The sequence below is a fragment of the Bradyrhizobium sp. 157 genome (assembly GCF_023073815.1).
Lineage (GTDB): Bacteria > Pseudomonadota > Alphaproteobacteria > Rhizobiales > Xanthobacteraceae > Bradyrhizobium.
In genome coordinates, this window is sequence record NZ_JADPKF010000079.1 from 1 (window position 1) to 25,260 (window position 25,260).

The 25,260-nt window shown below is 63.0% G+C and carries 25 protein-coding genes and 2 tRNA genes; 16 read left to right on the forward strand and 11 right to left on the reverse strand.

The window, feature by feature from the left end; translation table 11 throughout:
• Positions 1–141 precede the first annotated feature (141 nt).
• Positions 142–675, forward strand: coding sequence for a hypothetical protein (locus IVA95_RS20685; RefSeq protein ID WP_247512148.1), 534 nt, complete (start codon positions 142–144; stop codon positions 673–675).
• A 165-nt stretch (positions 676–840) separates the two neighbouring features.
• On the opposite strand, the gene IVA95_RS20690 is transcribed toward IVA95_RS20685, so the two are convergent.
• Positions 841–1,374, reverse strand: a complete 534-nt coding sequence (locus IVA95_RS20690) for a DNA starvation/stationary phase protection protein (protein ID WP_247512149.1) — start codon at positions 1,372–1,374, stop codon at positions 841–843.
• A 123-nt stretch (positions 1,375–1,497) separates the two neighbouring features.
• Between IVA95_RS20690 and IVA95_RS20695 the strand changes: the two genes are divergently transcribed.
• From IVA95_RS20695 to IVA95_RS20715, 5 genes are all read left to right on the forward strand, one after another.
• Positions 1,498–2,202 (forward strand): class I SAM-dependent methyltransferase, encoded by a 705-nt coding sequence (locus IVA95_RS20695; protein ID WP_247512226.1) that lies wholly within the window; start codon positions 1,498–1,500, stop codon positions 2,200–2,202.
• Positions 2,203–2,281: 79 nt separating this feature from the next.
• A tRNA-OTHER gene (locus tag IVA95_RS20700) sits at positions 2,282–2,357 on the forward strand.
• Positions 2,358–2,660: 303 nt separating this feature from the next.
• Complete coding sequence (gene carB / locus IVA95_RS20705) at positions 2,661–6,125, forward strand: carbamoyl-phosphate synthase large subunit (RefSeq protein ID WP_247512150.1); 3,465 nt, start codon at positions 2,661–2,663, stop codon at positions 6,123–6,125.
• Positions 6,126–6,345: 220 nt separating this feature from the next.
• Positions 6,346–6,819, forward strand: coding sequence for a transcription elongation factor GreA (greA, locus tag IVA95_RS20710; protein ID WP_247512151.1), 474 nt, complete (start codon positions 6,346–6,348; stop codon positions 6,817–6,819).
• A gap of 533 nt (positions 6,820–7,352) precedes the next feature.
• Complete coding sequence (locus tag IVA95_RS20715; protein WP_247512227.1) at positions 7,353–7,763, forward strand: DoxX family protein; 411 nt, start codon at positions 7,353–7,355, stop codon at positions 7,761–7,763.
• A gap of 180 nt (positions 7,764–7,943) precedes the next feature.
• On the opposite strand, the gene IVA95_RS20720 is transcribed toward IVA95_RS20715, so the two are convergent.
• Positions 7,944–8,423 (reverse strand): Lrp/AsnC family transcriptional regulator, encoded by a 480-nt coding sequence (locus tag IVA95_RS20720; protein ID WP_028350193.1) that lies wholly within the window; start codon positions 8,421–8,423, stop codon positions 7,944–7,946.
• A 276-nt stretch (positions 8,424–8,699) separates the two neighbouring features.
• Between IVA95_RS20720 and trxB the strand changes: the two genes are divergently transcribed.
• The 3 genes from trxB (at position 8,700) to dapA (ending at position 12,007) form a co-directional block, all read left to right on the forward strand.
• A complete protein-coding gene (gene trxB / locus IVA95_RS20725) occupies positions 8,700–9,665 on the forward strand; it encodes a thioredoxin-disulfide reductase (protein ID WP_247512152.1) in 966 nt (321 codons plus the stop codon).
• Positions 9,666–9,667: 2 nt separating this feature from the next.
• Positions 9,668–10,588 carry a LysR family transcriptional regulator gene (locus IVA95_RS20730; RefSeq protein ID WP_213254147.1) on the forward strand — a complete coding sequence of 307 codons (921 nt, stop codon included), beginning with the start codon at positions 9,668–9,670 and terminating at the stop codon, positions 10,586–10,588.
• Between the two features lie 486 nt (positions 10,589–11,074).
• On the forward strand, positions 11,075–12,007 hold the full coding sequence (gene dapA, locus IVA95_RS20735; RefSeq protein ID WP_247512153.1) for a 4-hydroxy-tetrahydrodipicolinate synthase: 933 nt from the start codon (positions 11,075–11,077) through the stop codon (positions 12,005–12,007).
• 49 nt (positions 12,008–12,056) lie between these two features.
• Here the strand turns inward: dapA and IVA95_RS20740 are convergent, their stop codons facing one another.
• Positions 12,057–12,197: a hypothetical protein gene (locus tag IVA95_RS20740; RefSeq protein ID WP_247512154.1), complete on the reverse strand. Its 141-nt coding sequence runs from the start codon at positions 12,195–12,197 to the stop codon at positions 12,057–12,059.
• A 231-nt stretch (positions 12,198–12,428) separates the two neighbouring features.
• On the opposite strand from IVA95_RS20740, the gene IVA95_RS38820 reads away from it, so the two are divergent.
• On the forward strand, positions 12,429–12,560 hold the full coding sequence (locus tag IVA95_RS38820) for a hypothetical protein (RefSeq protein ID WP_256470245.1): 132 nt from the start codon (positions 12,429–12,431) through the stop codon (positions 12,558–12,560).
• 263 nt (positions 12,561–12,823) lie between these two features.
• On the opposite strand, the gene IVA95_RS20745 is transcribed toward IVA95_RS38820, so the two are convergent.
• From IVA95_RS20745 to IVA95_RS20770, 6 genes are all read right to left on the reverse strand, one after another.
• Complete coding sequence (locus tag IVA95_RS20745) at positions 12,824–13,504, reverse strand: ParA family protein (RefSeq protein WP_065743187.1); 681 nt, start codon at positions 13,502–13,504, stop codon at positions 12,824–12,826.
• 174 nt (positions 13,505–13,678) lie between these two features.
• Positions 13,679–14,014 (reverse strand): hypothetical protein, encoded by a 336-nt coding sequence (locus tag IVA95_RS20750; protein WP_213254151.1) that lies wholly within the window; start codon positions 14,012–14,014, stop codon positions 13,679–13,681.
• Positions 14,015–14,111: 97 nt separating this feature from the next.
• Positions 14,112–14,468 (reverse strand): hypothetical protein, encoded by a 357-nt coding sequence (locus tag IVA95_RS20755; RefSeq protein WP_247512155.1) that lies wholly within the window; start codon positions 14,466–14,468, stop codon positions 14,112–14,114.
• 130 nt (positions 14,469–14,598) lie between these two features.
• A tRNA-His gene (locus IVA95_RS20760) sits at positions 14,599–14,675 on the reverse strand.
• Between the two features lie 228 nt (positions 14,676–14,903).
• Positions 14,904–15,338, reverse strand: a complete 435-nt coding sequence (locus tag IVA95_RS20765) for a phasin (RefSeq protein WP_247512156.1) — start codon at positions 15,336–15,338, stop codon at positions 14,904–14,906.
• A gap of 258 nt (positions 15,339–15,596) precedes the next feature.
• Positions 15,597–15,980 (reverse strand): phasin family protein, encoded by a 384-nt coding sequence (locus IVA95_RS20770; protein WP_213254155.1) that lies wholly within the window; start codon positions 15,978–15,980, stop codon positions 15,597–15,599.
• Positions 15,981–16,279: 299 nt separating this feature from the next.
• On the opposite strand from IVA95_RS20770, the gene IVA95_RS20775 reads away from it, so the two are divergent.
• Positions 16,280–19,321 (forward strand): PAS domain S-box protein, encoded by a 3,042-nt coding sequence (locus IVA95_RS20775; protein WP_247512228.1) that lies wholly within the window; start codon positions 16,280–16,282, stop codon positions 19,319–19,321.
• Positions 19,322–19,356: 35 nt separating this feature from the next.
• Here the strand turns inward: IVA95_RS20775 and IVA95_RS20780 are convergent, their stop codons facing one another.
• Positions 19,357–20,076: a glutathione S-transferase family protein gene (locus IVA95_RS20780; protein WP_247512157.1), complete on the reverse strand. Its 720-nt coding sequence runs from the start codon at positions 20,074–20,076 to the stop codon at positions 19,357–19,359.
• A gap of 298 nt (positions 20,077–20,374) precedes the next feature.
• Between IVA95_RS20780 and IVA95_RS20785 the strand changes: the two genes are divergently transcribed.
• Genes IVA95_RS20785 through IVA95_RS20795 form a run of 3 tightly spaced genes read left to right on the forward strand, consistent with a single transcriptional unit; the run spans position 20,375 to position 23,339 of the window.
• Positions 20,375–21,343: a tripartite tricarboxylate transporter substrate-binding protein gene (locus IVA95_RS20785; RefSeq protein ID WP_247512158.1), complete on the forward strand. Its 969-nt coding sequence runs from the start codon at positions 20,375–20,377 to the stop codon at positions 21,341–21,343.
• Positions 21,340–21,840: a tripartite tricarboxylate transporter TctB family protein gene (locus tag IVA95_RS20790; protein ID WP_247512159.1), complete on the forward strand. Its 501-nt coding sequence runs from the start codon at positions 21,340–21,342 to the stop codon at positions 21,838–21,840. Before IVA95_RS20785 ends, IVA95_RS20790 begins: the two co-directional genes overlap by 4 nt.
• Positions 21,840–23,339: a tripartite tricarboxylate transporter permease gene (locus tag IVA95_RS20795; RefSeq protein ID WP_247512160.1), complete on the forward strand. Its 1,500-nt coding sequence runs from the start codon at positions 21,840–21,842 to the stop codon at positions 23,337–23,339. The genes IVA95_RS20790 and IVA95_RS20795 overlap by 1 nt, the downstream gene beginning before the upstream one ends.
• Positions 23,340–23,512: 173 nt before the next feature.
• On the opposite strand, the gene IVA95_RS20800 is transcribed toward IVA95_RS20795, so the two are convergent.
• On the reverse strand, positions 23,513–23,980 hold the full coding sequence (locus IVA95_RS20800; protein WP_247512161.1) for a helix-turn-helix domain-containing protein: 468 nt from the start codon (positions 23,978–23,980) through the stop codon (positions 23,513–23,515).
• Between the two features lie 102 nt (positions 23,981–24,082).
• Between IVA95_RS20800 and IVA95_RS20805 the strand changes: the two genes are divergently transcribed.
• Both IVA95_RS20805 and IVA95_RS20810 read left to right on the forward strand, forming a co-directional pair.
• Positions 24,083–24,802 (forward strand): hypothetical protein, encoded by a 720-nt coding sequence (locus IVA95_RS20805; protein WP_247512162.1) that lies wholly within the window; start codon positions 24,083–24,085, stop codon positions 24,800–24,802.
• A 60-nt stretch (positions 24,803–24,862) separates the two neighbouring features.
• Positions 24,863–25,186, forward strand: a complete 324-nt coding sequence (locus IVA95_RS20810) for a YnfA family protein (RefSeq protein WP_247512163.1) — start codon at positions 24,863–24,865, stop codon at positions 25,184–25,186.
• Positions 25,187–25,260: the final 74 nt, after the last annotated feature.

The window sequence follows — 25,260 nt, forward strand, 5'->3', positions numbered from 1 at the left end:
AAAAAGCCCAACTGGCCAATACGACGCCGTCCCATCAGCGACCTCCCGATTCAGTCGCCTAAGTGAATCATTACTTCCGCATCCGTGCAAAGGTCTCCACCATGAGGGTCTAGTGGTTGCTGCCACTCGCGGAGATCAACAATGTCCGTCGTCAGCGCCGATATTGAGCCGCTCACCTTCGTGTTCGAGGATGACGGCCTCGTGCCCAACAATCCCCTGCCGTTGCTGGTTTACAAGGGCGCGGTCTATATAGCCAACGATCACCCGGAAAAGACCATCGAGGCGCTGTTCGGCGCCAATGGCTGGGGCGCGATGTGGCGCAACGGCATCTACGACTATGTGCACTACCACGCCACGGTGCATGAGGCGCTCGGCGTCGCCCGCGGCCGTGCGTGCGTCCGCTTCGGCGGCAACCGCGGCAAGGAGCTCGAGATCACGCCCGGCGATGTCGCGATTCTTCCCGCCGGCACCGGGCATCAATGCGTGTTCGCCAGCCCCGATTTCTGCGTCGTCGGCGCCTACCCGCCGGGACCGCCGATGCAGATCACGCGCCCCACGCCGGAGAACCACGCCAAGGCGCTGAAGACGATCCCGGAAGTGAAGCTGCCGAAGACCGATCCGGTGCAGGGCGAAGACGGGCCGCTGGTCCGGCTATGGAAGCGTGGCACGCGATGAAATGGGCGCCTCTTATCGGCGCCTGGCAATCGGAATATTTGTGCGCGCCCGTTCTTGTAACTGCCGCTGCGGCACCCGAAGAAATCGGAGGGTGGACTAGCACAGCGTAATCCACGCGGGACATGGCGGGTTACACTTTCGCCAACCCGCCCTACTCCAGCCGCTTTACGCCACGTTGGCGCCTTCCTGGCGGCTGGCCTCGAACAGGAACCAGGTGCGGCGCTCGGTCTCGTCGATGAAGGTCTCGAGCAGGCCCGCAGTGCCGGAATCCTCGTGCTCATCGGCGAGCTTGTGCGCCTTGCGCATCGCCGCCGCCACATGCTTGTTGTCTTCCATCAGCTCGCGCAGCATTTCGCGCGGCGGCACGTAGTCTTCGTTGTTGTCCTTGATGGTCTGCAGCTTGGCAATCTGTCCGATCGAGCGTAGCGTGGTGCCGCCAAGTTTGCGCACCCGTTCAGCGAGTTGGTCGGTGGTGGCGAAGATCGCTTCCGACTGCTCGTCCAGCATGAGGTGATAGTCGCGGAAATGACGGCCGCTGACGTGCCAGTGGAAGTTCTTGGTCTTCAGATAGAGCGCAAATGCGTCCGCCAGCAGCGTATTGAGCGAGGCCGAGATCTTGTCTACGGCGGCCAGCGGCAGGTCGGTCGGCGTATCGAGGTTGGAGGATACCTTATCGGATTTATTGCTGGTTTTGCTCACGTTGAACCTTCCTGTTAGGAATTGGGCACGACGGCATTGGCAGGGGAACGCCGGGCCGTCTAACGCCCCACCTAAGTAACGGTTCCGTTGCCGGAACCCCCAGTTTTGCCGGACCTGACTGCGATGGACGAATGGATCGACTACTACGATTCCACGCATACGATTTATGCGAGCAAGCTGCATCGCGACCTGCATTTCCAGATCATCGCGCGCGATATCATCGGCTATATCGCTTCGCCCGACGCCGTCGTGCTGGACTATGCCTGCGGCGAAGCGCTGTCGGCTGCCAAGGTGGCGGATGCCTGCGCAAAACTCTATCTGGCCGAACCGGCGCCCGGCGTTCGCGGCCGGCTGATCGCGCGTTTTGCGCCGAACACCAAGATCCGCGTGCGCTCGCTCGAGGATCTCACGCGAATGGCGGAACACTCGGTCGATCTCGTCGTGATGAATTCGGTCGCGCAATACATGACGCCAGGGGAGCTGGATTCGGCGCTTGGCGTCATTCGCCGATTGCTGAAGCCCAAGGGCCGCCTCGTGCTCGGCGACATCCTGCGGCCGGAAATCGGCATGGCCAGAGACGTGCTGGCACTTTTGAAATTCGCCGCCTCCCACGGCTTCCTGAAAGACGCCCTGTACGGCCTCGCGAGCACGGCGCTGTCGGACTACCGGCAGCTACGCACCCGCGTCGGGCTGCAGCGCTACAGCGAAGACGAGATGATCGAGAAGCTCGCCGCCGCCGGCTTCACCGCCTCGCGCGCGCATCAGAACATCGGCCACAACCCGTGGCGGATGACGTTCGTCGCGCGGCACGCATTCCAACACAGTTGAGTTCCACGCGCGTTAAGGTTGTTAACCCTAAAGCACGGTAAGGATGGTTCACCGCACCCTGATGGGCAATGATTGCCACGGCCCGGTGGCGGAAGCGTCGACGCGGGAGCAGTGCAATGCTCTTTATCCTGGTTCAAATCCAGGCCGGGCCTCCACGTTTCGCCCTGACGGGCTACGCGTGGCGCAGCCACGCAGGAGACCGCGGGGCAAAGCGTGTCCGGCGTAGCTTGAGCAAAGCGAAAGCGTAGACGGACTGGGCGCCATCGAAGCTCGTAGAGCGAATGCTGACCGAGCGCCAAAACTCTGAATTTCCCCGTTGATGGCCCGTTTTTGGGGGTTTCGCGGGTGCGGAATCTGGTCTAAAGACCACCCGCGCGCGAGGGTGACCCGCGCTCTTGGCTTAGGGGACGCGCGGCTGCGCGCCCTTTTTTTGTGCCCAAAATCCAGTCTGAGAGCTGATGCCCAAAAGAACAGATATCTCCACCATCCTGATCATCGGCGCCGGTCCCATCGTGATCGGCCAGGCCTGCGAATTCGATTATTCCGGCACCCAGGCGGTGAAGACGCTGAAGGAAGAGGGCTACCGTATCGTCCTCGTCAATTCCAATCCGGCCACCATCATGACCGATCCGGAATTGGCTGACGCGACCTATATCGAGCCGATCACGCCCGAAATCGTCGCCAAGATCATCGAGAAGGAGCGCTACGTCATCCCCGGCGGCTTTGCGCTGTTGCCGACCATGGGCGGCCAGACCGCGCTGAACTGTGCGCTGTCGCTGCGCCGTCAGGGCACCCTGAACAAATTCGACGTCGAAATGATCGGCGCCACCGCTGACGCCATCGACAAAGCCGAAGACCGCCAGCTTTTCCGCAACGCGATGGAGAAGATCGGCCTTCAGACGCCGAAATCGCGGCTCGCCAATGCCTCGGCGCTGAAAAAGTCCTATCGCGACAAATACCTCGCCGAACGCGAGAAGCTGTCCGGCGACGCGCTGGATGAGCTCGAACGGCAATGGACGCTCGGCGAAAACGAACGCCGCAAGCGTTACCAGGAGCATGCGCTCGGCGAGGCGCTGATGGCGCTGTCCGAAATCGGGCTGCCGGCGATCATCCGCCCCTCCTTCACCATGGGCGGCACCGGCGGCGGCATCGCCTACAACAAGGAGGAATTCCTCGACATCATCGAACGCGGCCTCGACGCCTCCCCGACCAACGAAGTGCTGATCGAGGAATCCGTGCTCGGCTGGAAAGAGTTCGAGATGGAGGTGGTGCGCGACAAGAAGGACAATTGCATCATCGTCTGCTCGATCGAGAACCTCGATCCGATGGGCGTGCACACCGGCGATTCCATCACCGTGGCGCCGGCGCTGACGCTGACCGACAAAGAATACCAGATCATGCGCGATGCCTCGATCGCAGTGCTGCGCGAGATCGGCGTGGAGACCGGCGGATCCAACGTGCAGTTCGGCGTCAATCCCGACGACGGCCGCATGGTGGTGATCGAGATGAATCCGCGCGTGTCGCGCTCCTCGGCGCTCGCATCAAAAGCCACCGGCTTTCCGATCGCAAAAGTCGCCGCCAAGCTCGCCGTCGGCTACACGCTCGATGAAATCGCCAACGACATCACCGGCGGCGCGACGCCCGCCTCGTTCGAGCCGACCATCGACTATGTCGTGACCAAGGTCCCCCGCTTTGCATTCGAAAAGTTTCCCGGCGCCTCCACCACGCTGACGACCTCGATGAAGTCGGTCGGCGAAGTCATGGCGATCGGCCGCACGTTCCAGGAGAGCCTGCAGAAGGCGTTGCGCGGGCTCGAGACCGGACTGACCGGGCTCGACGAGATCGAAATCGAGGGGCTGGGCCGCGGCGACGACAAGAACGCGATCCGCGCCGCATTGGGCACGCCGACGCCGAACCGCATCCTGCAGGTGGCGCAGGCGATGCGGCTCGGCTGGTCGAATGAAGAGATCTTCAATTCCTGCAAAATCGATCCGTGGTTCCTCGCCGAGATGCGCGGCATCATCGACATGGAAACCAAGATCAGGAGGCACGGCCTGCCGCCGAACGGCTATGGCATGCGCATGCTGAAGGCGATGGGCTTTTCCGACGCACGGCTTGCCGTGCTGTCCGAGTCCACCGAAGCCGAGATCACCGCGAAGCGTCACGCGCTTGGCGTACGCCCCGTTTTCAAGCGCATCGACACCTGCGCCGCCGAGTTCGCCTCCCCCACCGCCTACATGTATTCGAGCTATGAAGCGCCGTTTGCGGGCGCGTTGGCGGATGAGAGCGCGCCCTCCGACCGCAACAAAGTCATCATTCTCGGCGGTGGCCCGAACCGGATCGGCCAGGGCATCGAATTCGACTATTGCTGCTGCCACGCCTGCTTCGCGCTCGACGATGCCGGCTATGAAACCATCATGATCAACTGCAATCCGGAGACGGTGTCGACCGACTACGACACCGCCGACCGGCTGTATTTCGAGCCGCTCACTGCCGAGGACGTGCTAGAAATCGTCGCCACCGAGCGGCAGAACGGCACGCTGCACGGCGTGATCGTGCAGTTCGGTGGCCAGACCCCGCTAAAGTTGGCGCGCGCGCTGGAAGCCGCCGACGTGCCGATCCTTGGCACCTCGCCTGACGCCATCGACCTCGCCGAGGATCGCGACCGTTTCAAGCGCGTTCTCGACAAGCTGAAGTTAAAGCAGCCGAAAAACGGCATCGCCTATTCGGTCGAGCAGGCGCGGTTGGTATCGGCCGATCTCGGCCTGCCGCTGGTGGTGCGCCCCTCCTACGTGCTGGGCGGCCGCGCGATGCAGATCATCCGCGAGGAGACCCAGCTCGACGATTACCTGCTCGGGACGTTACCCGAGCTGGTGCCGGCCGACGTCAAGGCGCGCTACCCCAACGACAAGACCGGGCAGATCAACACCGTGCTCGGCAAGAACCCGCTGCTGTTCGACCGCTATTTGTCTGATGCCACCGAGATCGACGTCGACTGCCTGTGCGACGGCAAGGACACCTTCATCGTCGGCATCATGGAGCATATCGAGGAAGCCGGCATTCACTCCGGCGATTCCGCCTGCTCGCTGCCGCCGCATTCGCTGGATGCGAAGATGATCGAGGAGCTCGAGCGGCAAACCCGCGAGCTCGCGCTTGGCCTCGACGTGGTCGGGCTGATGAACGTGCAATATGCGATCAAGGACGGCGAGATCTACGTGCTTGAGGTCAATCCGCGGGCATCGCGCACCGTTCCGTTCGTCGCCAAGGTCGTCGGCACGCCGGTGGCGAAGATCGCGGCACGGATCATGGCCGGCGAGAAGCTTGCCGATTTCAAGCTGAAGAAAAAGCAGCTCGGCCATGTCGGCGTCAAAGAGTCCGTCTTCCCGTTCGCGCGCTTCCCCGGCGTTGATACCGTGCTCGGTCCGGAGATGCGCTCGACCGGCGAGGTGATGGGCATCGACCGCTCGTTCGAGGTGGCGTTCGCAAAGAGCCAACTCGGCGGCGGCACCCGCGTGCCGCGCAAGGGCACCGTCTTCGTCTCGGTGCGCGAGACCGACAAGACCCGTATCGCCGAGGCGGTCCGGCTCTTGCACTCCCTCGGCTTCAAGGTGATGGCCACCTCGGGCACCCAGCGCTTCCTCGCCGACAAGGGCATTCCGACCGAAAAGGTCAACAAGGTACTGGAAGGGCGGCCGCACATCGTCGATGCCATCACCAATGGTGACATTCAGCTCGTTTTCAATACCACCGAAGGGCCGCAGGCGCTGGCCGACAGCCGTTCGCTGCGGCGGGCTGCCCTCTTGCATAAAGTGCCGTATTACACCACTCTTTCAGGTGCTGTGGCCGCCGCCCAGGGCATCCGCGCCTATCTGGGCGGGGACCTTGAGGTCCGCACGCTACAGAGCTATTTTTCCGAAAACTGATCGTTCGGCGGGCGAAAATGCCCGCGAAACGATCGGCAACAAAGCCGGCATGGCTGGAACCCACCGCCCGTTTGGATGTTGTAAGGCCCCTAACGGGGCCTAACATCAATAGGCCGGCGGGTTCGTGTGTGTCGAGCTCAAGGGCCTGATCGAAATCGTAAGCGTAGCTCGTGCGCGCTAGCTTCTGGCGGCTCGCACGAGGGAAGGACGGAAAGAGATGATGGACAAGGTTCCGATGACTGCTAGCGGGTATGCCGCCCTGGAGGTCGAATTGAAGCAGCGCCAGTCGGTGGAGCGTCCGCGCATCATCGAGCATATCGCCGAGGCGCGCTCGCATGGCGACCTCTCCGAGAACGCGGAATATCACGCGGCCAAGGAAGAGCAGTCGCACAACGAAGGCCGCATCGCCGAGCTCGAGGACAAGCTCGCGCGCGCCGACATCATCGACATCTCGAAACTGTCCGGCGACACCGTCAAGTTCGGCGCGACCGTCACGCTGATCGACGAGGACACCGAAAAGAAAGCGGTGTGGCAGATCGTCGGCGAGCCGGAAGCCGACGCCAAGAAGGGCCGCATCTCGATCACCTCGCCGCTGGCTCGCGCCCTGATCGGCAAGAAGAAGGGGTCGACCGTGGAGGTCGTGGCTCCCGGCGGCGCCAAAGCCTACGAGATCACTAAGGTCGAGTGGCGATAGAGCCCGATGACGTTCTTCGAATCGTCATCCCGCTCCATCTCATTTATTCGAGCATGATCTCCGCGACAAACGCGTTCCGCGTTTGTCGCGAGGGAAAACCGGTATCCACTTTGCGCTGACGCGGCCCTTCGGGTCCGGATCATGCTGTAGTCACCTGCAAGTTACTGTTGCGACAAAGCCGCGTTTCCCACGCGGCTTTTTTGTTGCCGCGCTGCTGACAGGATTGTGAGTGGTGGTGCGGCAGATTTCAGAATATCCGAATCGCGGACAATGCTTATTGATTATAACTAAGTGGATCGGCGGCGCCGGCGCGACGAAACCTCTTCGTTCGCGCCGATAGACAGCAGGCGCCGTCTGCCGGGGTGGCATCTTGTTGCGCTGCAATCGCGATAATATCGCGGAGCGGCGACTTGAGGGGGAATGATTCAATTTCACGGGTGTTGTGTCGGCATCACAGGCAATCCGCCAACACTGTGTAATCTCGTCACGCTAGTTTGTAGCGTGCCAACAATGGGGACGATGACATGGACCAAATCGACAAGATGCTCGCAAAATGGGAGCCGCCGGCGCTGAGCCTGTTTCGCTTCATCACCGGGCTATTGCTATTTCAATTCGGCGTCGCAAAGATTCTGAAGTTTCCGACAATTCCGGAGGGTAACGCTTACGCCTTCCTCAACAAGGTGCAACTGATGTCGCTATCGGGAGCCGCCGGTGCGATTGAATTGATTCTAGGCGGGCTTTTGCTGCTCGGACTGTTCACACGGCCCGTCGCCTTCATTCTTGCCGGCGAGATGGCCTTTGCCTATTTCATCGGTCATGCGCCGAGGAGCTTTTTTCCGCTCATCAACGGCGGCACGCTTGCGATCCTGTTCTGCTTCGCCTGCCTTTATCTTTCGACTGCAGGCGGCGGCCCTTACAGCGTCGACGCGATGCGGAAGAAGTGAGCTGAGGTCTCGCCTCGTCATTGCGAGCCAACGGGTCGCGCGAATGCGCGCCCGATGACAGGCTCCGCGAAGCAATCCATCTCTCCGCGTGGGAAGAATGGATTGCTTCGTCGCTTCAGCGCAAAATTGCTTTGCAATTGTCGCGAGCTCCTCGCAATGACGGGGATAGGCCGGAGCACCTCACCCCGCGACCTTCACATCGAGCGGCACCGCCGCTTCATATTTCGAATTGTGCAGCACCAGCGACGTCCTGACGTTGCGTACATGCGGCGCGGCCGTCAGGTGCGTGACGAAATCCTGAAACGTCGCCATGTCCGGCGCGACGCATTTGAGGATGAAGTCGACCTCGCCCGACAGCATCCAGCATTCCCGCACCAGAGGCTCGGCGCGCACGAAATCTTCGAACGCGCGCAAATCCGCATCCGCCTGGCTGGACAAATGGACCGAAGCAAACACGGTGACGTCGAAGCCGAGCCGACGTGGATCCAACAGGCCCCGATAGCCCTGGATGTAGCCTTCTTCCTCCAACGTGCGGACCCGGCGCAGGCAGGGCGGCGGCGAGATACCGACGCGCTTGGCCAGTTCCACGTTGGTGATTCGGCCGTCGGCCTGGATTTCGGCAAGAATTCGAAGGTCGATTTCGTCAAGATTCTTCGACACGCGCGTCGGGTTCCCTAATTTCTGGCCGCATGGGCTGGCCTTACTGGCAACTCTCTTAGCGCACGCCGCGCGCCTTGCGCAATTTTATTGCGCGGCTATCGCCATATTTCGCGATTGTTACTTCAGTTCCGGGGAAAATTCGCTGGGATGAATTGCAATTCTTGCATAGCTACCCAGATAGACTTGGATTTGACACTTTTGGCGCCGCCGCGATGCCGGCCTGAGCGCTTTCCGCACAAGTCCTCATCAAAATCCTCCAAAGAGAGGGAATCGCCGATGCCCGCGCCTATCCATGCCAAGGTCGTCATTATCGGGTCCGGCCCCGCCGGTTACACCGCGGCGATCTACGCGGCGCGTGCGATGCTGGAGCCGGTGCTGATCCAGGGCATCCAGCCCGGCGGACAGCTCACCATCACCACCGACGTGGAAAACTATCCGGGCTTCGCCGACGTCATCCAGGGTCCGTGGCTGATGGAGCAGATGGAGAAGCAGGCGGCACATGTCGGCACTAAACTCGTCACCGATCTCGTCACCAAGCTCGAACTGGCGCAGCGGCCGTTCCGCCTGACCTGCGACAGCGGCGACGTCTATCTGGCGGAAACCGTGATCCTCGCCACCGGCGCGCAGGCGCGCTGGCTTGGCATTCCCTCGGAAGAGAAGTTCAAGGGCTTTGGCGTCTCGGCCTGCGCAACCTGCGACGGCTTCTTCTACCGCGGCAAGGAAGTAATCGTGGTCGGCGGCGGCAACACCGCGGTCGAGGAAGCGCTGTTCCTGACCAACTTTGCCTCGCAGGTAACGATCGTGCATCGCCGCAATCATTTCCGCGCCGAGCGTATCCTGCAGGACCGCCTGTTCAAGAATCCGAAGATCAAGGTGGTGTGGGACTCGGCGATCGACGAGATCTGCGGCGCCGAGAACCCGAGCAAGGTCACCCATGTGCGGCTGAAGAACGTCAAGACCGGCGCACGCAGGGATGTTGCGGCCGACGGCGTCTTCATCGCCATCGGGCATGCGCCCGCAACCGACCTCGTCAAAGGCCAGATGAAGCTGAAACCATCAGGCTATGTCGAGGTGGCGCCGAACTCGACCGCAACCTCGATCCCCGGCCTGTTCGCCGCGGGCGATGTCGCGGATGAAACCTATCGGCAGGCGGTCACGGCTGCCGGCCTTGGCTGCATGGCAGCGCTTGAGGCCGAACGCTTCCTGGCTTTGCGCGCGAGCGATCGCGCGGCGGCTGAATAGTCATGGCTAGATCACGGGACGGATTTGACATGGACTGGGACAAGCTGAAGGTCTTTCACGCGGCGGCTGAAGCGGGAAGCTTTACCCATGCCGGTGAGCAATTAGGACTATCGCAGTCCGCGGTGTCGCGGCAGGTCAGCGCGCTGGAGCAGGAGCTTGCGGTGTCGCTGTTCCACCGCCACGCCCGCGGGCTCATCCTCACCGAGCAGGGCGATCTGCTGTTCCGCACTGCGCATGACGTGTTCATGCAGTTGCAGGCGGCGCGCGCCAAACTTACCGACAGCCGCGAGCGGCCGAGCGGTGACCTCAAGATCACGACGCCGCCCGCGCTCGGCATCAACTGGCTGATCCCGCGGCTCGACGAGTTCACCGCGCTTTACCCGGACATCCGCATCTCGCTGATCGTCACTGATGAGGATCTCGACCTGTCGATGCGCGAGGCCGACGTCGCGATCCGGACCCGCAAGCCGACCCAGCCCGACCTGATCCAGCGCAAGCTGTTCTCGATCGGCTTCCATGCCTATTGCTCGCCGGAATACATCAAGCGTTTCGGCACGCCGCGCACGCTCGACGACCTCGATTCGCACCGCATCATCATGCTCGGCGACGCGCAGGTGCCGTCGCACCTACAGAACCGGAGCTGGCTGATCGATGCCGGGCGCAACGGCTCGGGTCCGCGCGAGGCCTACTTCAAGGTCAACAACATCTTAGGTTTAGTCCGCGCCTGCCAGCAGGGGCTCGGCATCGCCGCCCTGCCCGACTATCTGGTCGAAGAGAACAACCGCCTGGTGCAGCTGTTCGGCGAGTCCGATTCGATCCAGCTCGACACCTATTTTGTTTATCCCGAAGAGCTGAAGACGGTAGCGCGCGTGCAGGTGTTCCGCGACTTCGTCGTCAGCAAGGCGCAGCGCTGGCCGTCCTAGAGGCGGTCGCGTTCCGCTCGCGGATTAGCCTATTTTATAGAGGGCGCGCTCACCGCATGACTGACATGCGGCTCGGACGCTTGCTGCCAGGCACTGATGAGGATCATAGTGCTCAAAGGCTGAGCGGTCGCGTTGCGCATATGTCCCCCTCCTCCAGTGACGCGGCGGTTCAGTAATCCCTCTTGGAAGGTGATTGTGTCGGCCTCACGTGGCCAATACCTCAAGCCGGGCTCGTTCGAGCCCGGCTTTTTTTCACCTCCGCGTCGTGTTCCCGCACAGATTGACAGTGAGATTCTCGGCCTCCATCATCCGCACATGATCACGAGTTCGTGCGCAGCCCTGTCGTCGAAAAAAGGTCCCCATCCGGGGACCCGAGATCGACGCGCGCGCTAGACAGCCGCGAACCCACGATCCCGAAGCCCCGCCGTCTGGACGGGGTTTTTATTTGGTCCCGTCTCCGGCTCACCCCCAAGAGGAGATGGAACGATGACTGCCCTTTCGACCAACGACCTGGCAAGCCGGCTGCAGGGCCTGTGGCTGCCGCTGATCACGCCGTTTCGCGACGGCGAACTCGACGAGGCGTCGCTGCGCCGGCTCGTCGGGCACTATGCGGCGGCACCCGTCGACGGCTTCATTCTCGCGGCGACGTCGGGCGAAGGCATGTCGCTCCGCCCGGGCGAACTCGAGCGGCTGGTGACGGTGACGCGCAGCGAGCTCTGCGCCAGCCGGCGCCACCTGCCGATCCTCTTGGGCTTGTCCGGCGCCTCCACCGCGAAGATGAAGGATGCGCTGGATGAGACCGCGACCTGGCCGATCGACGGCTATCTGATCGCGAGCCCCTATTACATCCGGCCGTCGCAGCGCGGCCTCGTGCAGCACTTCACCGCGCTCGCCGATCACGCCTCATGGCCGGTCGTGCTCTACAACATTCCCTACCGGACCGGCGTCAGCCTCACCAATGAGACGCTGCTGCAGCTCGCGGAGCATCCGAACATCGTCGGCATGAAGGATTGCGGCGCCGACCGCGCGCAGTCGATCGATCTGCTGGCGAGACGCCCATCGGGGTTTCGCGTGCTGACCGGCGAAGACGCGGAGTATCACGATGCGCTCGCCGACGGCGCCGACGGCGCGATCCTTCTGTCGGCCCATCTGGAGACCGAGGCCTTCGCATCGCTGCGGTTGCTACTGAGCCAGGGCGACCGCGACGGCGCGCGAACGTGCTGGAAGGAGCTCTCCCGGCTGACCCGGCTGCTGTTTGCCGAGCCGAGCCCGGCGCCCGCAAAATACTGGCTGGCGCGCAACGGACTGATCGACAGCGCCGAGGTTCGCCTGCCGATGGTGGAGATAAGCGCGGAGTTGGCGGCGTTGCTCGACGAGGAAATCGAGCAGCGCAGGCCACAGCTTTTGCGGCAAGCTTAGGGATGGCATCGCTCCCTCTCGCCCCGACGGCGGGAGGGAGAAAATGGAATCAGCTCACCAGCAGGCGATAGGTCATCACGGGCGCGAAGCCGAGCAGCATCGCCCAGGCGGCGAATGACGACACCAGAAGAACGTCGTGCATGCTCTGGGCGTACTCAGCCATCGGAAATTTCTTGTCGTGAGTGCTCATCGCCATCCCCCGTCTTTCTCTTGGAGGAAGATCAATACGCTTAAAATTCTAATATTGCGGGCGAGGCTTCGCTCGAGTTTGACGCCGTGCGATCAGGGAAAGTTAACCAGACATGGCGGTGGTTAATCGACGGTAGCAGGTGCGGTCAAATGCAAGCGAAATGGCAAGCGGGTTTTTAAAACCGTTCGCGTATCAAGATCCCCATACAACAGAAAAACGCGGGGGCGCGTCGTGCATTTCGAGAACAACAACATTCCTGAACAGGGCTTTTCGACCGAGGACATTTTGTGGGCCGTCGGCATCTGGTCCGTGATCCTGACGCTGTCGCCGGTCGTCGTGTTCTACGTGCTGATGGTGGCGTAAGGCGGCCATCGCCGCTCTATCTGTCATTGCGAGCCAACGGGTCGCGCGAATGCGCGCCCGATGACAGGCTCTGCGAAGCAATCCATCTCTCCGCGCGGGGATAGATGGATTGCTTCGTCGCGGAGTTTATCATCGGGCCAGCCAAAGGCCGGACCCGTTGGCTCCTCGCAATGACGGGGAAAACAATTTTGCAGTCCCACCAAAAGAAAAACGCGCGGAGCCCGCGCGTTCTTTATCGGTCCGGCAGATCGAGAGCGGCGTTGTTACGCCGCCTGCTTGTGCATGGCGCCCGATGCCGACGCCGTTCCGCGGATCGCCTTGATCGAACGTTCGATCGCGCCCCACAGCCTGCTGATCTCGGCTGCTGCCCGGCCCTCCGCGTAATATTCGCGGGCACCTTCGCCCTGGCTCAGCGCCATGATCAGATCGGCGCGGTTGGTGATCTGTCCGCTCCACACCGGCGCACGGAATTTCGCCAGCGCTTCGCGCGCGATGCTGACGATGCGGCTCTCGGCGCCGTCGCGTTCGGCAGGCGCGCCGTTGATCACGACCGCGTAGGGCTTGCGCGCCGAGCGGCAGGTCTGAATGGTTTCCTGCACCGCGTTGACGTCGAACACGCCCGGCCGCGCCGGAATGATGACCATGGTGGCGTTACGGATCGCATCGTCGACGACGGCCGACAAATTCGGCGGCGTGTCGATGAACACCCATTCGATGCCGTCGCGCTTGGCGGCAGCGACGATGCCGCTGACGGAATTCACCGCGGCCTTGATCGGCGGCTCGTTGGTGCCGCGCAATTTGTGCCAGAGCGTAAGAGATCCCTGCGGATCGGCATCGACGAGCAGGATGGGCTTCGTTGCCTTGTGAACATGGGCAGCGAGGTGAGCAGCCAGGGTACTCTTTCCCGAGCCCCCCTTACGTGATGCGAAAACAATTACGTTCATACCTTGGCCTCCAGTTGACCCCAGAAGCCGAAAATGAATCAGCGCGCTGATTCGTGAAAGAAAAATTTATCACGCGCCGCGATGAAGCCACTTAATTGCCAAGAAGGCTGGTTTTTGAGTCACACCGTGCAACCCCGGTCACCCAAAGGAAGCGGAAAGGCCGGCTTGCTTGATTCATTGCGCGCTTTTTGCGCGCTCGCGCTCGCGTTCGAGCTTTGCGCGCTGACGTTCGAGCCATTTGCGTTCGATCCATCCAAGCCCCTGCGCCAACGGCTTCTGCAGCGGCGGCACGTCCTGCGCGAACAAAAGGAGTCCGAGCGGCAGCATCCAGAGCCCGAGCACCGGCAGGAAGCTGAGAAAGCCGCCGGCGACCAGCAGTATGGCGAGCGGTACTCGGACGTAGATCGACGACGGCTTGCGCACCCAGCCGACGAACTTCGCCGGCCCCGGCGGCAGCTTCCTCTCGAACCAGGCAAAATGCCGGTCGAGCTCTTTTTGATGCTTACTCAACGAACCCTCTCCTCTTGTCCGACGAGATGTCCATTGGAGTGGCCGCCGGCAAGTGTCAGTCTGTCACGCGAGCGGGTCTTGAAATGGTGCGCCGCCATCAGGTCGCAGGCTTTTTCGGCTTTTTGACGTTGCGTGGCTTGGCCGCGGCGGCCTTGCGCGGGGCCGCCGGCCGGATGACCGTCGGCCGGCCTACCGGCCGGGCCCTGATTTCATCGGGCTCGGGACGGAAGTGCGCCCGGCAAGCCGGCGAGAGTTGGGACTTGTTGCGCACCATGCAGGCGGTGACGCGGCCGACATCCGGGATATCCGAACTACACAGCCGGAACGCATCGCCAGTGCAGGCCTGCTCCTGTTCGGGGGTGTAGGTCTGACTGACGGCGGGCGAGATCGAAACCGCGAGGGCGGTAGCAAGCAACAATCCGAGCTGAAAGTTTCCGATCCGAAAAACCGACATTAATCCCCCAAGCCGCAATGATTTCGCGGAATAGTGGGTGAACGGGTGGGGCTTGGCAAGCACGGCTGGACGACGCGCCATAGCGCAAGTGTCACGGCAGTTCGGCAGCTAATTCAACAGAGTGAAGAACTGGTACAGTTGGGTGGGCTCGAACCACCGACCTCCTGTTCCACAGACAGGCGCTCTAACCAACTGAGCTACAACTGCATCCTGCGCGGGCCCCAAAAAGGGGGTCGCGAATGGGCCGGAAACTAGGTGCAACGCCGGCCTTTGGCAAGGCCGGGAAGCGTCCAATTATATAGTCGTTTCGGGCGCGTGTTGCGTTCATGTGCGGGTCGCGCCGGAGCCCGGCGAGGCCTGGAAAACTGGCCTCTCTTGGGGCATCAAAAAGCCCGGGCCGCTTCGCCCGGGCTTTTCGTTGGCGATGCGGGCCGATCAGGCGGCGGGCTTGTAGTACTTCGAGGCGGAGGCCTTGATCGGCTCGACGGTCTCGGTCGCAACCTTCTGGCCGAGCTCGGCAAGCTCCTTGGCCTGCGCGGTGAAGGTCTCGTATTGCTTCCTGGCGTGCGCCGTCCACAGTTCAAGCGCCGCCGCCGGCGTCTTCACGCCGAGCAGCTCCTGCGCGAAATCGAGCGAGGACGAGGTGTTGGCCTTGAAGAACTCGATCAGCTTGGCGTTGTACTCGCTGGCGCCCTTGCTGGCCGTGGTGAACACGGCCTCGATGGTGCCGTTGTGGGTTTCGGCTGCATCTTTGAATTTGGCGTAGCTGTCACGGGCCTGCGAGACGCCCTTTTCAGCAAGCGCGCGCATCTGCTCGGGAACTTCGAAGGGAATGATGGAGGCGGAGAAGGGATCGGTGGAGCTGGTCAAGGCTTGCATCCTTCACAAGGGGGTTAATCGATGTTCCCTGGCGGGTGCCGGGCGGATGACCGGAACACCGAAAGGGATCACGTACACACGCACTCACGGAAGTGCCCATCCACGGGCTCGCCCAATAAGCACCCATATCGTGTCAAATTTGTGCAACGCACTGCAATTTCTGGTGCGACGCCGCATGGGCAACCCGCACCGGATGCGCGTTCCAGCCGGTCCACTTCGCGCTTGCAATACTACCCCGCTGCGGGCGGGTCAGGCTTTCGGCTTCGCCGCATCGATGGCGGCCTTGCCGACGATCTGGCTCATTTCGCTCGCCTGCTCCGTCAGCGCGCGCATTTGGCCCTGCACATATTCGCTGTGCAGCCGCATTACCTCGGTCAGGTCCTTGGCCTTGAGAAGTGACTGCGCGTAATCGAGCGAGCCCTGCACGTTCTTCTCGGCATAGGCGACAGCCTTCTGCCTGACATCCTTCGCGCCCTCGCGCACCGTGGCATTGCGCTCCTCGATGGTATCGGCGGTGGTCTGCGCGGCGGCGACGAATTTCTCAAACGTCTTGCGGGCCTGCTCCAGGCTCGCTTCCGCCATCGATCGCATTTCCTTGGGTATCTCGAAACGGTCTCGCACGTCGTCGCTCATGGTGCGCTCCTTTGCACGGGCAGGGATTGCGTCCGGATGCCGCCAAGGGGTCGTACAGGTCGCGCCCGGAACCGATGCGGCGCCCGGGAGGTTACTCAGGGGACCCCTGACGGCATTTGCAACCACCCAACGCGACCGGCGGCCCTAGGGTTCAGCGGGGTTAAGGTTATCCGCCGCTTAAACCACTGCCGGCCCGCCGGGCCGTGGACCTGCCGCCGCCGGCTTGCGATAGTAACGATCCATTAACGCTGTCGGCATTCTGGCTGCCGATCGCGACGCCGGACGGTCATGTAGTTGCGATGAAGGACGCGGAATTTCAGTGGCGGGCGCAGAGCGATCCGCGATTGGCGGCCTATGCGGCGAGCCGCCTGCCCGCATGGCTGTGGACCGCCGACGGCAGGCGGATCCTGTGGGCCAATCCGGCCGGCGCCCGCGTGTTCGGCGCCGCCAGCGCCGCAGCCCTTACTGCGAAGACTTTCGGACCGGCCGACCGGCACCGGCGCCAGATCGCGCGGCTCGCAGGACGGCTGCTCGCCAACGGCGCCATCCGCCTGGAGCGGCTACAGGGATTTGGCGCGGCGCCCGGCATGCTTGCGACCTGCGGCTGTTCGCGGTTCGACTTTCCCTATGGCAGTCATGGTGTCCTGATCGCCGCCGGCGACATCGCGCTGATCGCGCCACGGCCGGCGCGGGCGTATGAGCCGCCCCAGAACGGGATGCAGCCCGACACCACAGCGTCAACGCCAGCCCCGCAGCCGAGCGCGCCCGTCATCGAGCAACCGGTCGCGCCGCAGCCGGCTCCCGATTACGAACAGCCGGCGCAATCGGGCGAAGCGCCCGCCGAGTTTGCATTGTTAGATGCGTTTGCCGAACCTGCCGCCGCGGATGAGCCGGCTGCGACTGAACCCGCTCCACGCACGCCAATACCTGCGCTCGAAGCATTTGCCGGCCAGCCGACGCGCCGCCTGCCGCTGCGCTTCACCTGGCAGATGGATCGGGAAGGCCGATTCACGCTCGGCACCGACGAATTCACCGGCCTGATCGGCCCGCGCACCACGGCCGGCTTCGGCCGGCCATGGCGCGAGATCGCGGAGAAATTTGCGCTCGATCCCGAGGGCCGGGTGATGAAGGCGTTCGCCACATGCGCGACCTGGAGCGGCATCGTGCTGAACTGGCCGGTCGATGGCGGCAGCACTCTGCCGGTTGAACTATCCGGCTCGCCGATTTTCGATGGGCAGCGGAATTTCATCGGCTATCGCGGCTTTGGCGTCTGCCGCGATTTCGACGCGCTGGCCCGGCTCGCCGCCCTGCGCCTGGCGGAATTGTCCGGCGAGATGGCAATGCCGCAAGAACCGCCCGCCCCGGAATTTCCCGAGCCGACAGGCGTTGCACAGCCTTTGGTCGACGAATTGCCCGAACCGATTGCTGCCGAGACTTCACATCAAAACGATTTGGAAACGCCCGTGGAACCTCCCAAGGAAAGCGCCAAGGAGACCGTCAAGGAAAGCGCCGGGGAAAGCGCCAACGAAGCCTCGAAGAGCAACATGACGGAATTACCCGCAGACGCTCCCAACGTGGTGCCATTCCGCGCCCCCGGCGAGGCGAGGCCGCTATCGCTGACGCCGGTCGAGAACAGCGCCTTCGACGAACTCGCGCGGCAATTGTCGGCGCGGCTCGACACCGAGAATGGCAGCGAGGCGGTGCCGAACGTCACCGGTGAAACGATCTTTGAACCGACCGTCGCATTGTTCGCGCGCGAACCAGCCGGCGAGCCGCCCGAATGGCTAGCGCCGCCCGAACCGCCCGCGCATGGCGAAACCGCGCGCGACAAGGCGCTGCTCGATCTCTTACCCATCGGCATCCTGATCTACCGCCTCGACCGCCTGCTCTATGCCAACCCCGCCTTCCTGACGCAGATGGGCTATACCAGCCTGCATGCGCTGGAAGATGCTGGCGGCCTCGACGCGCTCTATGTCGAGCCCGGCACGTCGAATGCGTCCTCGACATCGGACACCGGCAGGCCGGTGACGATTTCCGCGAGCGGGCCTGCGGATGCAGATGCGCCGTCATCGGCCGCCGAGGCCCGCCTCTACACGATTTCATGGGACGGCGATTCGGCGCTGGCGCTGATCTTCTCGACCACGCGCCATGAGGGCGCGGCGATCGCGGCCGCCATCGCGCAAGCCGAGCCGGTAGCGGAGCTGGACATCTCCGAACCGTCCGATGTCGGCCATGCCAATGCCGAAGAACTCGCTGCCATCCTCGACACCACGGCCGAAGGCATCCTGATGTTCGACGCCGAAGGCAACATCCATGCAGCCAACCGCAGCGCCGAAGCGCTGTTCGGCCATGACGGCGACGAACTCATCCAACGCAATCTCGCCGATCTCTTTGCGCCCGAAAGCCAGCACGGCGTGTTCGAATATCTCGCCGGCATCAAGGCCTCCGGCGTCGAAAGCCTGCTCGATCACGGCCGCGAGGTGCTCGGCCGCGAAAGCAAGGGCGGCATCATCCCGCTGTCGATGACCATCGGCCGCACCCGGCCCGACGGGCCGAATTTTTTCGCTGTGTTCCGCGATCTCTCGCAGGCGAAGAAGACCGAGAGCGAATTGCGCGAGGCGCGGCGGCTGGCGGAGCGCGCCGCCAACGCCAAGGCCGACGTGCTGGCCCGGATCAGCCACGAGGTGCGGACGCCGCTGAACGCGATTATCGGCTTTGCCGAAGTGATGATCGGCGAGCGTTTCGGCGCGCTCGGCAACGAGCGCTACCGCGAATACATGAAGGACATCCGCGCCGCCGGCGAACACGTGATCGCCATCGTCAACGACCTGCTCGATCTCTCGCGGATCGAAACCGGCAAGCTCGATCTAGCCTTCACCAACCAGAATCTCAACGAGCTGGTCGAGAGCTGCGTGGCTGTCATGCAGCCGCAGGCCAATCGCGAGCGGATCATCATCCGCACTTCGCTCGCGCACACGCTGCCGCCCGTGATCGCGGACGCGCGGGCGTTGCGCCAGATCACGCTGAACCTGATCGGCAATTCGATCCATCTCGCCAACGCCGGCGGCCAGGTCATCGTCTCGACCGCGCTATCCGATTTCGGCGAGGTGATGCTGCGGGTCCGCGACACCGGCCACGGCCTCAACGACAACGAGGTTGCCGCTGCGCTAGAGCCGTTCCGCACGCGGGCGCCTTCGGATCAGTCCGAGAGTGCGGCCGTCAGCCTGTCGCTCACCAAGGCGCTCGTCGAAGCCAACCGCGCCAAATTCCAGATCAAGACCGGCGGCCGCTCCGGCACGCTGATCGAGATCGTGTTTCCGCACGCGGTGGCGCGGGCCTGACCGGAGACAAACAGGCGCGCGTCGCTACGTATCGATCACGTTGCTTTTGACGGCAGAAACGCTGGAACGCTGAGGCCTTGGCTGCGCAAGTAATCGGCCATCGGTCCGATGACCTTGAGGACGGCCGGTCTTGCCGTCATGCGCTGGCGCCATTGCAGAAGTCTCGGCGTTTCGCCGGTCATGTCGGCGCCCCAGCGCGCGCCGAAGAGCTGGGCCATATAGAACGCGATATCGGCAAAGGAATAGGCGCCGCCGACAAACTCGCGGTCATCGAGCACGCGCTCCATGGTCCGATAATAGGCCGCAGCGCCCTCGCGCGCGAGCTCCGCGGCGGGATCGAGCGGCGTCTTCCAGAGCTGCATCAATTTGATGATGTGAGGGAAGTAGACTTCGTCCGATTCATGCTCGAGCCGGCGACACCAGGCCCGTGCTGCAGGAGCAGCAGGCCACAGCGCAGGATCCGGCTTGATGTCTTCAAGATACTCGAAGATCTGAGTGGAATCGAAAATCTCAAGATCACCGTCGATCAGCACCGGGACCTGGCGCTTCGGATTGATGCGCAGGACTTCCGGATGCTTTGGCGCGTAGCCCTCCTTCATGGTGAAGGGGACCATGATCAGTTCGAAATCGATGTTCTTCTCGTGCAGGGCGATCTGAACCTTGGCACCGAACATGCTCAGTGGACCGGAGAACAGCCGCATCTTGCGGTCGCTGCTTCGATCGGCTTCTCGACTGGAGTGAACGTTTTCGGGCATCGATTGCTTATCCCACACCAACGGCCTTGGTCACTTTCGTCATGGCATCTTATTCGGGCGCGGTAGCCCAAGCCAGGGCGCACAAAGTACAGGCCCTCTTCGGACGTGTGCCGAGCAATCGGCGTCTCACTTGCGGTCGAGACGAATGCCGAGGCCAACGCGCGCGCTGCAAAGCCATAGCGAAAATCTGAAAGATCTGGTCCGCCACGCAAAGGTCCTTCTGGACAGCGGCGGGTTTTCCGGCTGATATGCGACGAATTGACACACAGCGGCTCCGCGCGAGCCTGGAGGAAATCCCATGATGCCGTTTCATGCGCGCCTGTTCGGCGCGGTCGTCGCGTTGACGCTTGCTGCAGGCGGCCCTGCCCTCTCGCAGCAACTCGAGCTCAAGATCATGGCGCCCGCAGCCCCCGGCGGCGGCTGGGATCAGACCGCCCGCGCGATGCAGCAGGCTTTGGTCGCCGCCAAGATCGCCCGCAGCGTCCAGGTCACCAATGTGGCGGGCGCCGGCGGCAGCGTCGGCATTGCGCAGTTCGTCAATGGCGCCAAGGGCGACGGCAACCAGATGATGGTGAACGGCTTCGTCATGGTCGGCGCGCTCGCCATGAACAAATCGCCAGTGACGCTCGAACAGGTGACGCCGATTGCGCGTCTGACCGAGGAAATCCAGGTGATCGTGGTGCCGGCGAATTCGCCGATCAAGACGGCGCAGGATCTGGCCGCGGCCGTGAAGGCCGACATCGCCAAGGTGACCTTTGCCGGCGGCTCGGCCGGCGGCGTCGATCACGTGATGGCAGCGTTGTTTGCGGGAACGATCGGCGCCGACGCCAAGAAGATCAACTACATTCCGTTCTCGGGCGGCGGCGAGTCGCTGTCGGCCATTCTCGGCGGCAAGGTCACCGCAGGCATTTCCGGACTGAGCGAATACGAAGGACAGATCAAGTCCGGCAAATTGCGCGCACTCGGCGTGACGTCGGAAAAGCGTATCGCCGGCATCGATATTCCGACCTTCAAGGAACAGGGGATCGACCTCGTACTCGCCAATTGGCGTTCGGTGGTCGCGCCTCCCGGCATCACGGGAGAACAGCGCAAGACGTTGAGCGAGGCGGTCGAGAAGATGGTCAAGTCCGACGCCTGGAAGGACATCCTCAAACAGAAGGGCTGGGATGACGCGTATCTTTCCGGCGATGCGTTCGCGGATTTCCTGAAGAAGGAGACGACGCGCGTCACCGACGTGCTGAAGTCGGTCGGCCTCGTCAAATCATGACGGACAGCGCGCCCAGCGATCTTCCGCAGCGGCCAGTCTCTCGACGCATCGATCCCGCGGGTCTCGTCATTGCCGCGGCGCTCGCCGTACTTGCTGCGGTGCTGGTGTGGGACGCAAGCAAGCTGGCATCCACCACGATGTACGGCATGGGCCCCGAGGCGATGCCGATCGTCGTCGCGATCGGGCTCGGCATCCTCGCGATCGGCAACCTGATCGACGCGCTGCGCGGCAACCTGCCGCCGCGCGAGAGCGCCGATCCCAAGCCTGTGCTGCTGATCCTTAGCGGGCTTGCGCTGCTTATCGCCGTCATCGGCCTTGGCGGCGGCTTTATCCTGGCGACATCGGCGCTGTTCGTCACCACCTCGGCTGCGTTCGGGCGGCGTGCACTTCTCGCCGACCTCGTCATCGCGCTCGTGATGACGACCCTGATCTATCTCGCCTTCGATCGGTTGCTGACGTTGAGCCTGCCCGCCGGGCCTCTGGAAAGACTGCTGTAATGGAAACCTTCGCTGCGCTTGCGCATGGCATGGCTGTCGCCGTCCAGCCGATGAACCTGCTCTATGCGCTGATCGGCGTGTTCCTCGGTACTGCCGTGGGCGTGCTGCCCGGCATCGGTCCGGCGCTCACCGTCGCGTTGCTGTTGCCGGTGACCTACAAGCTCGATCCCGGCGGCTCGCTGATCATGTTCGCCGGAATCTATTACGGCGGCATGTATGGCGGATCGACCACCGCCATCCTGATCAACACGCCCGGCGAGAGCGCGTCGATGGCGACCGCGCTCGAGGGAAACAAGATGGCCAAGGCCGGCCGCGGCGGTCCGGCGCTGGCGACATCGGCGATCGGCTCGTTCGTCGCGGGCACCATCGCCACGATCGGCCTGGCGTTTCTCGCGCCGTGGCTGGTCGATTTCGCGGTGCGCTTCGGGCCCGAGGATTATTTCGCGCTGATGTGCGTGGCCTTTATCACGGTGTCGGCAACCTTCGGCGCTTCGCCGATCCGCGGACTGACCAGCCTGTTCATCGGGCTGACGCTCGGGCTGATCGGCATCGACAAGCTCACCGGACAGGCCCGGCTTGCTTTCGGCATCCCCGAACTGCTCGACGGCGTCGAGGTGACGACGCTTGCGGTCGGCCTGTTCGCCTTGGGCGAAGCGCTTTACGTGGCATCGCGCCGCCATCACGCCGAGGAAAAGATCGAGCCGGTGCGCGGCTCGCTGTGGATGACGAAGCAGGACTGGATGCGATCGTGGAAGCCGTGGCTGCGCGGGACGATGTTCGGCTTTCCGATCGGCGCGCTTCCCGCAGGCGGCGCGGAAATTCCGACATTCCTGTCCTACTCGACCGAGAAGCGGCTGTCGAAGCATCCGGAGGAATTCGGCAAGGGCGCGATCGAGGGCGTCGCGGGACCGGAAGCCGCCAACAACGCCTCCGCCGCCGGCACGCTCGTGCCACTTTTGACGCTCGGGCTTCCGACTTCGGCCACGGCTGCGATGATGCTGGCGGGCTTTCAGCAATATGGGCTGAACCCGGGACCGCTGCTGTTCGCCGAGCGGCCTGATCTCGTGTGGGGCCTGATTGCGAGCCTGTTCATCGCCAACGTGATGCTGCTGGTGCTCAACCTGCCGCTGGTCGGGCTGTGGGTAAAACTGCTCGCGATCCCGCAGCCATGGCTGTACGCCGGCATTCTCGTATTCGCGACCATGGGCACCATCGCGGCAAAGCCGTCGGTGGTCGAGCTGTCGATGCTGGCAGCCTTCGGCGTGCTGGGCTTTCTGATGCGCCGCTTCGATTTTCCGATCGCGCCTGTCGTCGTCGGTCTTATCCTGGGGCCGATCGCCGAAAGCCAGTTGCGCCGTGCGCTCGCGATCAGCCTCGGCGATCCCATCGTGCTGCTGCAGAGTCCGATGTCAGCGACGCTGCTCGGCATCGCGCTGATCGCGCTAGTGGCGCCGTTCGTGCTGAAGGGACTCGATCGATTCAGGGCGAGCGAGGACTAGGGCGTGGACTCGTCAGCGCGCTCCCAAAATCGGATTGACGCGAGTTTGAATGACTTCCGCTTTTCGGCATCGCAGCAGACATGGCTGAACTTGCCGCTGGGTTGCCCTTGTAGCGAACGACCCATACCAGACATCCTGCGCTGTTGCTTTGGCCAGCAAGTCTGCGCCTGTCCCTAAGAACACGCGCTGCAATTCGACGCCTGGGCTCGGGACGCAGCCGCCGTCGCGTTAGGCCACTTCGACAAACCATCGAGGATTACGCAATCAGGGCCTGGGCCGCCTGCACATGATGCGTCGCAGCTTGCGACGAAAGCGGCGATGCTGCGCTCCAATGCCTTCAACTCTGCGAGCTTCGCGCGCACGGTGAAAAGGTGCTCCTGCGCAAGATCGCGGGCATGCACGCAGGAGAGCGCAGGGTCCTGCACCAGCGCCACAAGCGATCGCACCTGATCGATTGAAAATCCGAACTCGCGGCAGCGCCTGATGAAGGTCAGCCTCTTCACATCGGCATCTCCGTAGACGCGCTGGCCGCCAGCCTGACGATCCGCCGAACGGAGCAGTCCAATCTCCTCATAGTAGCGGATCGTCGGCACATTGGTGCCTGTTCGCCTCCAGAGGCCACCGATCTTCATGCCGCTCATCTATTTGAGTTCCCTGCAAATATTTCGCTTGAACCTCAAGTTACTTGAGGAAGTACGGTCAACGCAAGGTTCGATCCCAAACATCTTGTACGAGAGACTTCCATGTTGATCGTTGAGGCCGCCCCCATCGCCTGCACCCTGACCCCCGGAGCGCATCAGGAGCGGCTTTCCTGGATCGCCGCTCTGAATAGGGACGCGCTCCGCAGTCACGCGCGTCGCGATCTCGTACTGGAACTACGGTACGCGCGCGAGGCGCGCGACCGCGTGCTCGAGTTGGTTCGCAAGGAACGGGCATGTTGCGGGTTCCTGGCCTTCGACTTGGACGAAAGAGGAGGCGAAATCCGCCTCACCATCACTGCGCCGGAAGCAGCGCGCGAGGCGGCAGCAGCCCTGTTTGAAGAGTTCGTCGCGGAAGCGCCGACGTCTTCATGTGCGTGCGCCACATCGCCCTCCCCGGTGGGGACTCCTCTTTCGAAGGAGCCGCCCGGCGCCAAGGCCGCCGGAGTGATGGCCGTGACGCTTTCGACTGGTGCGGTTGCGTGCGGCGTATGCTGCGTGTTGCCGTTTGCACTACCGGCCACCGTTCTCGCCAGTACCGGAACTCTTTTGGCGCGGCTCGTCAGCGCACATCTATGGCTGACCCTGCTGGCCATCGTCGCGGTCGTGGGCGCATGGGGTTGGATCGCCTGGCAATCGCGTCGCACTGGACGCAGGCCAGCCATGTCTACGCTCGTTATGATGTCGGCATCGACCGTGCTGTTGGCGATTGCCGTGCTGTGGCCGTTGATAGAGACGCCTCTCATAGGCGTGTTACGGGCCTGACCGCGCGACCATTTGATTCGCTTCCTTGAACGGCAGCGGATGCTGTGACACGTTCGAACCATGAAAACTGCTGCTGTTTATGTTGGCGCCGCCATCGCCGAAATCGCCGGTTGCTTTGCGTTTTGGGGCTGGTTGCGTCTTGGCAAACCGGTCTGGTGGCTGCTTCCAGGCCTGCTCTCGCTCGTAGGGTTCGCCTATCTATTGACGTTCGTCGAGACCGACGCCGCCGGACGCGCCTACGCCACCTATGGCGGCATCTACATTGTCGCGTCGCTCTTCTGGCTCTGGGCAATCGAGAGCATGCGTCCGGATCGCTGGGACGTCGCGGGCGCATCGCTATGCCTGATCGGCGCGGCCGTCATACTCTGGGGACCACGCGGGTAGAAGTGAACGGAGGAGAGTGCGAGCGGCCGCGGGTGCCTGGTCACCTTTTCCCTAAGCGGCCCACGACGCCATCC